This is a genomic window from Oscillospiraceae bacterium, from assembly GCA_015067255.1.
Lineage (GTDB): Bacteria > Bacillota > Clostridia > Oscillospirales > SIG519 > SIG519.
In genome coordinates, this window is record SVMS01000044.1 from 1 (window position 1) to 9271 (window position 9271).

A 9271-nucleotide genomic window follows, 5' to 3' on the forward strand; every position below is an offset into this window, starting at 1 on the left:
GCTTTCCGCCAATCCGCTCTCTACCGTACCACCGTACGCCGACGAGAACGGATTGACGAAATCTGCACTCTTTTTGGACAGTCTATCAGGGTGTCGAAAGGTTTTTCGACACCCTGAAAAAAGCAAGAACGAAACCGTTCTTGCTTTTTTACTTATATCAGTTTTTCGCAAAAGCTTTTCATAACCTGAGATATTTTGATTTGCTGAGGGCATATTCCCTCGCAGGCTTTACATTCGATGCAGGCTGTGGGGCGTTTGCTTTCTTCGATATTTGCTAAAATCTCAGAGGAAATTTTTTCTTTTCCTTCGTAAGTGTTAGCGTTGTAAAGATTTATAATATTGGGAATTTCAATTTCGTTTGGACAGTATTTGACACAGTAACGGCAAGATGTACAGGGAACACCCTTTGCCAGTAAGTCTCCGATTTCCGTGAGCTTTTTGAAAAGCTCGGGAGCTACAGGCTCATTTGTCTTAAAGGTTTCAATATTGTCTTTAAGCTGCTGCATATTGGACATACCCGATAAAATAACCGTTGCCTCGTCAATTGCCTGAAGAAAACGAAAGGCAATAGAGGGAATAGGCTTGTTGGGGAAAAGAGCTTCAAGCTGTTTTTTTATAGCTTGAGGTGGATTTGCAAGGCCTCCGCCACGAACAGGCTCCATAATCCAGACGGGAATATTGTAGGACTTAAGACAATCAAGATATTCCTTTACATTTTGCAAATTCCAATCAAGATAATTTATCTGAAGCTGACAAAATTCAAGATGCTCCGAATAAGCCTCTAAAAATCTTTTGAACACAGGGAAGGAAGCGTGGGCAGAAAAGCCTAAATGACGGATTTTACCCGCCTTTTTTTGCTTTAAAAGGTATTTTGTCAGACCTAAGCTTTCGTCTAAATAAAAATCAATGTTGCTGTCATTGACACTGTGGAAAAGATAAAAATCAAAATAGTCAACCTTACATTTTTCAAGCTGTTTTTCGAAAATTTCCTCTTTTTTTACAAAGGTAGAGGTATCACAGCCGGGGAATTTAGAGGCAAGAAAATAGCTCTCACGGGGATATTTTGACAAAAGCTCACCTAAAACGGTTTCCGATTTTCCGTCGTGATAAAACCAAGCGGTATCAAAATAATTGATGCCGTTTTTGAGAGCGTAATCAATCATCTCTGCGGTTTGTTCTTTGTCAATCTCGCCGTTTTGCAAAAGGGGAAATCTCATAGCCCCCAAGCCCAGCATAGAGAGCTTAAGCTCTTTAAAATCCTTGTAAATCATAATTTATCCTCCTCAAATTTCTCGGTGCTTTTAATTGATTTTATATATTCTCTTGGCGTTGTGCCGTATTTTTTCTTGAATAGTCTGCTGAGATATTTGACATCGTCAAAGCCTACACAGTGCCCTGCATTTTCCAAGGTCATATCCGAAACAAAAAGAATTTCACGCACACGGTTCAGCTTTTGTGAATTTATATAGTCGGTTAAGGTGATTTTTTCGTTTTTACTGAAAACACGGCTAAGATGCTCATTACTTATATTGAGCATTTGCGCTATGTCTGAAACGCTTATTTTTTCGTGAAGCCTTTGAGAAATTACCTTTTTTGCTTTAAGACATATGGGATTTTCAAAGCTGTTTTCCAAGAGAGTCTGTTCGGAAAGAGCATCAAAAATACGCATAAGTAAGGCTGCGGTATGAATTTCTGAACAGGGGTGGGTAAGGCTTTGGATTGCCGAAAAAATTGCAGATGTATTTGCTGTTAAAACCTTGCTCTCGGGGAAATAGACATTTAAGCCTTTATCGTTTACAGGACGGGAGGTTTTTTGGATTTTTTCATTTATATAAAAGGCGGCGGTGTAATGAATATGCTCGTCGCTTAGATTTTGAATTTCGTAAGGAATAGAGTGGTCAATTATAAAAACGGCATTTTCGGGCACATACGTTTTTTCCTTTGTAGCCGTATTTACAAGCTTGACAGCGCCTTTTTTTACATATGCGATTTCCACAAGCCCTTCAATATGCCCCAAGGTCCATTTTTTAACAGAAGTTCTGTGCATATGCGCAAAATAAATTTCGGGGAAAATGCGAATATCAAATTTATACATAAACACACCTCTCACCTTAAAAAATATCACAATTATCCACCTTTGTCAACAGAGTGGGTTGCAAGGCTGACATTATATAATATAATAGTTACAAAGGAGCGGATAAAAATGACAACGCTTGAGCTTTTAAAAAAAGAAATCAAAGAAAAACCCGAGGGAAAATATTGTCTTAGAAATCATTTTCTTGCACTGGGCTTTGCTCAGAATTTTGATAAAGAAAATGTTATTGCCCGTGCATATGCCTTTAAGGCTTTGCTTGACAATGTTCCTAAATATATTTACGATAACGATACCGTTGCAGGCTCGGTAAGAGGACTTCTCGGTCAAGAGCTTGAAGCAAGTCAGGAGGAATATGACAATCTCGTTATCGGCTCTTACGGCTTCAGATATTTTTCTCATAATTCCGACCATTTTGCGCCCAATTACAATAAAATTCTTTCTTTAGGTATAAACGGAGTTATTGAAGAAATAGACAGCTCCTATGATACTCATACCGATAAAAAGGAGAGAGATTTTTTAACTGCGGCAAAAATTACAATGCAGGCCTTCTGCGATTATATAAAAAGCTACGAAGCTATTGCGCGTCAAAAAGGAAAGATAGAGATAGCTGACGCTTGTCTTGCTCTTACACAGGGTAAGCCTCAAAGCTTTTTACAGGCCTTACAGCTTGTATGGCTGTGCCATAATGTATTTTGTCTTGAAAATCGGTATGCTATGGCGCTGGGAAGACTTGACCAGTATTTGTACCCCTTTTATGCTGCCGACATTGAAAAGGGAATTTTGACAAAAGAAAAAGCTTTAGAGCTTATAGAATGTACTCTTTATAAAATCCACGAGGCTCGTTATTTCGGAAGTGACGATGTTGTCAATATTGCTATCGGCGGAGTTAAGCGCGACGGAAGCGACGCTGTAAATGAGCTTTCCTTTATAATTCTTGATGCCGTTAAAAACTGCGACATTCCCGGTCCTAATTTATCCGCAAGGCTTCATAAGGATATTTCCGATGAGTTTATTGAAAAGTGCCTTGAGGTTATAGGAACAGGCTTGGGATATCCTGCGCTGATGAACGATGAGATAAATATTCCTGCCCTTGCAAGACACGGCTATTCCATTGAAGATGCCAGAGATTACTGTATGGTAGGCTGTATTGAAAACTTTATTGCAGGTAAACAGCCCCCTTGGACTGACGGAAGATACAACACTCCGAAATATATGGAGCTTGCCTTGAATGACGGGAAATGTATGCTTACAGGCAGACAAAAGGGAATTAAAACGGGAGATTGTAAGGATTTTTCCACAATGGAAGAATTTATGGCGGCTTTAGAAAAGCAGATGAAATACGGCGCTGACGAATATATGGCAATGTTCAACAACGAGAACAACAGATACAACCCCGAAAATCTTCAACAGCCCTTTTTGTCCTGCTTCTGTGACGACTGTATTTCAAGGGCAAAGGATATAAACAACGGCGGAGCGCACTATCCTTCAGCACACGGTGCTTGCGGTATGGGAATTGCAACGGTGGCAGACTCCTTATATGCCATTGAAGAGGCGGTATTCAACAAAAAGCTTATGAGTCTTGAAAAGCTAAGAGATATTCTTATTTGCAATTTTGAAGGCTATGAAAAAGAGCGCAGAATTCTTTTGAATATGGATAAATACGGCAACGACTGTCCCGAGGTTGACAAATATGCCGTATGGTTTGTAGAGGTTCAGAACAGACTTTTTTCACAGTACAAAACAAGGGACGGCGGTCCTGTTTATACTGCAATTGCATCTAACGTAAGCAACATTCCCGCAGGTAAGGAAATAGCGGCAACTGCTGACGGCAGAAGGGCTATGGAGCCTGTGAGCGATGCGGCTTCCCCCATGCACGGAATGGATAAAAACGGACCTACAGCCGTTGTAAATTCTATGACAAGACCCGATTATACTTTAGTTTCCTGCGGTACTGTTTTAAATCAGAAATACAGTCCCTCAATGTTTTCAAAGCCCGAAAACAGAAAGAAGCTTTTAGCTTTGATAAAAACCTATTTCAAAAAGGGCGGACAGGAAATTCAGATAAATTCGGTATCAAGAGATATTTTGGTTGATGCTATGAAAAATCCCGAAAAGTATGAAAATCTCGTGGTGAGAGTTTCGGGCTTCAGCGCCCACTATATCACCCTTTCAAAAGAGGTGCAGGAGGATATTCTGAAAAGGACGGAACAGGGATAATTATGGGACTTATAAGTCAGATTCAGAGATTTTCAACCGAGGACGGCCCCGGGATAAGAACTACCGTATTTTTTCAAGGCTGTAATCTTTTTTGTCCTTGGTGTCATAACCCCGAAACAATAAAAAGAGAGCCTACGCTGTTATTTTACGAAATGAAATGTGTCGGCTGCAGAGAATGTGAGCACGTTTGTCCCACAAAAAGCCATAAATTTTTGCCAAAGCACACTATAGAGCGTCAAAGCTGTATCGGGTGCGGAGATTGTGTGCAAAGCTGTCTGTATTCGGCGCTCAGCTTAAGCGGTATTAAAATGAGCGCAGAGGAAATATGGCAGAAAATATGGGCAGACAAAGATTTTTATTTTGAGTCAAAGGGCGGAGTAACTCTTTCGGGCGGCGAGCCTTTATTACAGGCGGATTTTTGCGCTCAAATTGCAAAAAAATGCTTTGAAAACAAAATAGACGTTATTATAGATACTGCCGCTTGCGTAGATTTTTCGGAATTTGAAAAGGTTATGCCCTATGTAAATACTTTTTTTGTCGATTTTAAGCTGTCAAACGAAAAGAGCTACAAGGAAATTTGCGGCGGAAGCTTAGAGCTTGTCAAAAGCAACGCCAAAAGACTTATTTCACAAGGAAAAAAAGTGGTGGCAAGAGTGCCTGTCATTCCCGATATAAACGACAGCGAGGAAAGTCTTGAGCTTATAAAAAAAGCTATCGAAGAATGTGGAATAGAGCATACGGATTTCTTGAATTTTCACTCCTTGGGAGCTTCTAAATATAAAGCGTTGGGGCTGAAATACCGCTTTGAATAAACAAAAACCTTCCCTGCGTTGCAAGGAAGGTTTTTTGGTATAAAACAATCAATTTCTGCTTTGGAAATGCTTTGGAGAATAGCCGTATTTTTCTTTAAATGCCTGAGTGAAATTTGAAAGAGTTGAAAAGCCTGACTCATAGCATATTTCATTGATGTTGAGGTTTGAAGAGTTTAGCAAATTCATAGCAAATTGAAGCCTTAAATCCTTAAGATATGCTGAAAAGCTTACGCCTACCGAATCTGAAAAATAGTTGCTGAAATAGTTGTTTGAGAAATTCAGAAGCTTTGCCACGTCGGAAACAGAGATTTTCTTTCTGAAATTTGTCTGCATATAGGCAAGGGCGCTTTGAATTTTAGCATCATAGACAGCCTGTATTTTCTCGGGACCTTTGGAGCTGTTGAGAAGGCGGATAAGGAAAACGCAAAGCTGTTGAATACAGCTTTGAAGCATAATTTCTTTAAATTCGCTGTTGCTGTTAAATTCCTTGAGCATATATTTACATTGCTTTAAAACTTGATTGAAGGCATCTTCTTCCAGCTTTAAAATAAAATCACGGTTTGAAAAACAAATTGCGTTTTTCAATTCATTTGATAAAACAGACTCATCAAATCGTATATTAAAATATTTAAGACTATCTTCGTTTTTTAGAGAATAAGAGTGAAAATTTGCAGGCATAATTAAATGCAAAAAGCCTCGGGACAGCTCGTACTGGCGGTTGTTGAAAATATGGGTTGCTTTGCCTGACAGCACAAACTCTATTTCAAAGAAGTCGTGGTAGTGGATATCCACGTTGTGAGGCAAAGTTTTTTCTTCGATTATTATCTTGTCATTTTTGAAAAAATAGTCCTGTTTTTCAAAACGGTGAATTTCCTGTCTGTTAGGCACAAATTACCACCTCTTGTGTCATTTGTATTTCTTTAGAGACATTTCCTATATTTATTATATATAATTTTTTTCAAAAATCAATAAATACTGATAATTTAGGTCGAATATATGTGAAAATAGGTTGAATAGAAACACCAAAATTGATAAAATTAAATAAATGTTAAATTGTCAAACGAAAATTTGGTTAAATTTAATAAAAGAGGTTTAAAAATGAAAAAAAGAATTCTTTTAATTTTGTTGGCGGCGGTTTTGGTACTGTCTGCGGCGGCTTGTACAAAGCCTGCAGAAAAGACAAATTCCGATATTTCTTCGGACATAGCTTCTCTTGATAGCTCAGCGGTAGATTCTTCTTCCTCTGAGAATGTTTTGTCTTCCGAGGGAAAGAGTGAGGAGTCATCATCAAATCCCTCTTCTTCTCAGCCCGCATCTTCAAATGCTGCAAGCAGTCAGCCCACACAAACTCCAAGCAATTCAAACGAAGAAAAATTGCTTATAGGCGCTTTTTGCGGAATTGACCCTAATTATGCTGATGAACAGCATATAAAAGAGGCTGCTGAAGCAGGAATACATATGCTTTTTATTGATGCTGAATTAAGAAATGCGGCATTACTTAAAATGATAAATCAATGGTGCGAAAAATACGGTATAAAATGGTTGCTTACAGACCCTTCACTTTACGGCGTAGGCGGACATTTTAACGATATTGCCAATATTACAAAAAACTATGCTTCCCTTTCGGCTTTCGCAGGAAACATAATCAGAGATGAGCCGGGCGCAGACCAGTTTGATGTTTTGGGAAATGCTATAAGCCTTTATAAAAAAGCTTTACCCGGAAAATTAGGCTTTATCAATCTTCTTCCCACCTACGCAAATTCTACAACTCAGCTTAATGCTCCCAATTATCAGAGCTATGTTGACCAATATGTTGCAAAGGTTCCCACAGACTATATCTGTGTTGACTTTTATCCCTGTACCCGTCTTTCCGACGATACAAAAACAACTCTTGCAGGCTATTGCGATAATTTAGATATCGTTTCAACAGCGGCAAGAAAGAGTGGCAGAGAGTTCTGGAGCTTTATTCAGACAACTACCTGGTCTGACGGACACAGACTTCCCGACGAAACCGATATCCGTTGGCAGATGTATACTAACCTTGCTTTCGGCGCAACTGCAATGTTCCACTTTACATATTCAACTCCCACAGGCGGCGGCGGAGAGTCCTTTAAATATGCCATGATTGACAAAAGCGGCAAAAAGACTGACATTTACTATGCGGCTCAAAAGGTAGATGCGGAGTTCAATGCTTTTTCAAGCGTTTATATGAAATATAAGAGTCTCGGCGCATTTTCTCACAATTCTGCAAGCGCCAGCAGTTATCTTACTTTCAAAAATCAGTATAAAGGCTTCTCAACAATCAAGAGCGTAAACTGTGCAGAACCGTTATTGATTGGCTGTTATGAGAGCAAGACAGGCTCTTCAAAGGCATTTACCGTTGTAAATATGAGTGAGCTTTCTTTAAATAAATCCACAACTGTTACTTTAGAGCTTGCAAATGCAAAGAAGGTTACCTCCTATCAGGGCGGAAAGGCTAAAGTGTTAACAGGTAATGCAGGAAAATACACTATCAATTTAGCTTGCGGAGAAGGCGCATTTGTTACAGTAGAGTAAGTGAGTTACAGTAAGTGAGGTAAAAACAATGAAAACAAGCAAAAAACTCTTGGCAAGTCTTTGTACAGCTGTGCTTGTTCTGACAAGCATGGCAACTCTCTTTACAGGTGCAGCGGCGGCAAGTGCATCTGAGGCTTGGAATTTACTAAAGCCCGACACAGCCTTTGCCGCTTCAGGTTCTAACACCTACGAAAACGGTGTTACGAAAATCACATCGGCAGGCGAGGTAAACTTTACAGGTCTTACTTCTCTTACAGCTGATGACAGCTTTATTATTGAAGCTACAATTAATCTGGCAACAGTAGGTCCGGAAAACTGGCACGGTCCCCGAATCAGAGTACGTTATACAGATGAGCAAAACTATTATTTTGTAAACTTTTATGGCTCACATATGGCAGTTGAGGGCAATTATATTCACGAGGACGGTTCGCTTCAAGGCTACGGTTGGGCTCCTACTTACGCAAACACTAATTACATAAGAAGCGCAAACTCAACAATTAAAGTAAAGATTATTTCACACCCTGAGTCAATCAGCGTATATGTTGACGATGTTCTTATGATAGACAATGCGCCTGTTAAGAAGATGAATGTGCTTACAGGCTTCCAGTCAACAGATAATGACACAACCTACACAGCAAAAGCAGTAATATCAAGAGCCTTTCCTGCAAATGATGTTCCTGCGGCACCCACAGGCTTTACAAGTATTCTTACACCTACATCAGAGGTTTCAGCATCTCCTGCAGCAAGCTTCTCAAACGGCGTTGTTTCAATGAACGGCTTGAGCGAATTACTCTTTACAAATCTTCCCCTTACTGCAGACGATACCTTTATGTTAAAGACAAAGATAGACCTTACATCAGTAGGCGCAGAGGGCTGGCACGGACCGAGAATTACAGTAAGAAAGAACAGTGAAACAGAGTATACTCAGATAGCATTTCTTGACGGTGCTGTAAGCCTATTAGGCGGCTACACACTTGAAAACGGAGAATATGCAGGCTTCGGTTGGGGACCTTATCAGAACTGGAACTATGACAGAGTTGCAGGCACAGTAATTGATTTAACAGTTGTATCAGCTCCCAACAAGCTAATCGTTTATATTGATGACGTTAAGGTATTTGACCTTGTTATTCCCGAAAAGCAAAATCCTTACATTTATTTCTATTCTACAGATGCAGGTACAGTATATTCAACATCAGGCTTAAGTCTTTATAAGGAATATCCCAAAGCAACAGATATTCCCGCACAGCCTGCAGGCGCTCAGAATCTTATCAATGAAAATATTGAGTACGAGACATCAGGTACAAACACATTTGCCAACGGAAACGTTAACATCACATCAGCAGGCGCAGTAAACTTCTTCGGTGCAAACTCCTATATAACTGCAGACGATACCTTCGTGCTTAAGACTACTATTGACCTTACAAGCTACGGCACAGAGGGTTGGATGAGCCCCAGAATAATGATAAGAAATACAGATGCTCATAACTATTATGAGTTAGCTTTACTTCAGGGAAACGTTCAGCTTTTAGGTGAGTTTACCCTTGAAGACGAAACTGTTGCAGGCTACGGCTGGGGTCCCTATATAAGCACA

7 protein-coding genes are annotated in these 9271 nt (G+C 39.7%); 4 read left to right on the forward strand and 3 right to left on the reverse strand.

Going from position 1 to position 9271, the window contains the following annotated elements; genetic code table 11:
• Window positions 1–152 precede the first annotated feature (152 nt).
• Complete coding sequence (locus tag E7480_08235) at window positions 153–1271, reverse strand: 4Fe-4S dicluster domain-containing protein (protein MBE6904578.1); 1119 nt, start codon at window positions 1269–1271, stop codon at window positions 153–155.
• Complete coding sequence (locus E7480_08240) at window positions 1268–2095, reverse strand: helix-turn-helix transcriptional regulator (GenBank protein MBE6904579.1); 828 nt, start codon at window positions 2093–2095, stop codon at window positions 1268–1270. The genes E7480_08235 and E7480_08240 overlap by 4 nt, the downstream gene beginning before the upstream one ends.
• Here E7480_08240 and E7480_08245 point away from each other — a divergent pair.
• Both E7480_08245 and E7480_08250 read left to right on the forward strand, forming a co-directional pair.
• Entirely contained in the window at window positions 2009–4312 is a 2304-nt protein-coding gene (locus tag E7480_08245) for a hypothetical protein (protein MBE6904580.1), read from the forward strand. The two genes, E7480_08240 and E7480_08245, sit on opposite strands and share 87 nt — an antisense overlap.
• Window positions 4313–4314: 2 nt before the next feature.
• Window positions 4315–5124: a glycyl-radical enzyme activating protein gene (locus E7480_08250; protein MBE6904581.1), complete on the forward strand. Its 810-nt coding sequence runs from the start codon at window positions 4315–4317 to the stop codon at window positions 5122–5124.
• Window positions 5125–5172: 48 nt separating this feature from the next.
• Here E7480_08250 and E7480_08255 read toward each other — a convergent pair whose 3' ends face one another.
• Entirely contained in the window at window positions 5173–6012 is an 840-nt protein-coding gene (locus E7480_08255) for a helix-turn-helix domain-containing protein (GenBank protein MBE6904582.1), read from the reverse strand.
• 210 nt (window positions 6013–6222) lie between these two features.
• Between E7480_08255 and E7480_08260 the strand changes: the two genes are divergently transcribed.
• Together E7480_08260 and E7480_08265 are read left to right on the forward strand one after the other, a co-directional pair.
• Entirely contained in the window at window positions 6223–7680 is a 1458-nt protein-coding gene (locus tag E7480_08260; protein ID MBE6904583.1) for a hypothetical protein, read from the forward strand.
• A 28-nt stretch (window positions 7681–7708) separates the two neighbouring features.
• Window positions 7709–9271 (forward strand): hypothetical protein (locus E7480_08265; protein MBE6904584.1); only part of this gene is annotated, 1563 nt, incomplete at its 3' end.

What these genes read in the sequence shown, in the direction of transcription:
- E7480_08240 (MBE6904579.1), bottom strand. Translation starts at nt 2,095, where the DNA reads ATGTATAAATTTGATATTCGCATTTTCCCCGAAATTTATTTTGCGCAT.
- E7480_08250 (MBE6904581.1), top strand. Translation starts at nt 4,315, where the DNA reads ATGGGACTTATAAGTCAGATTCAGAGATTTTCAACCGAGGACGGCCCC.
- E7480_08245 (MBE6904580.1), top strand. Translation starts at nt 2,009, where the DNA reads ATGCCCCAAGGTCCATTTTTTAACAGAAGTTCTGTGCATATGCGCAAA.
- E7480_08260 (MBE6904583.1), top strand. Translation starts at nt 6,223, where the DNA reads ATGAAAAAAAGAATTCTTTTAATTTTGTTGGCGGCGGTTTTGGTACTG.
- E7480_08235 (MBE6904578.1), bottom strand. Translation starts at nt 1,271, where the DNA reads ATGATTTACAAGGATTTTAAAGAGCTTAAGCTCTCTATGCTGGGCTTG.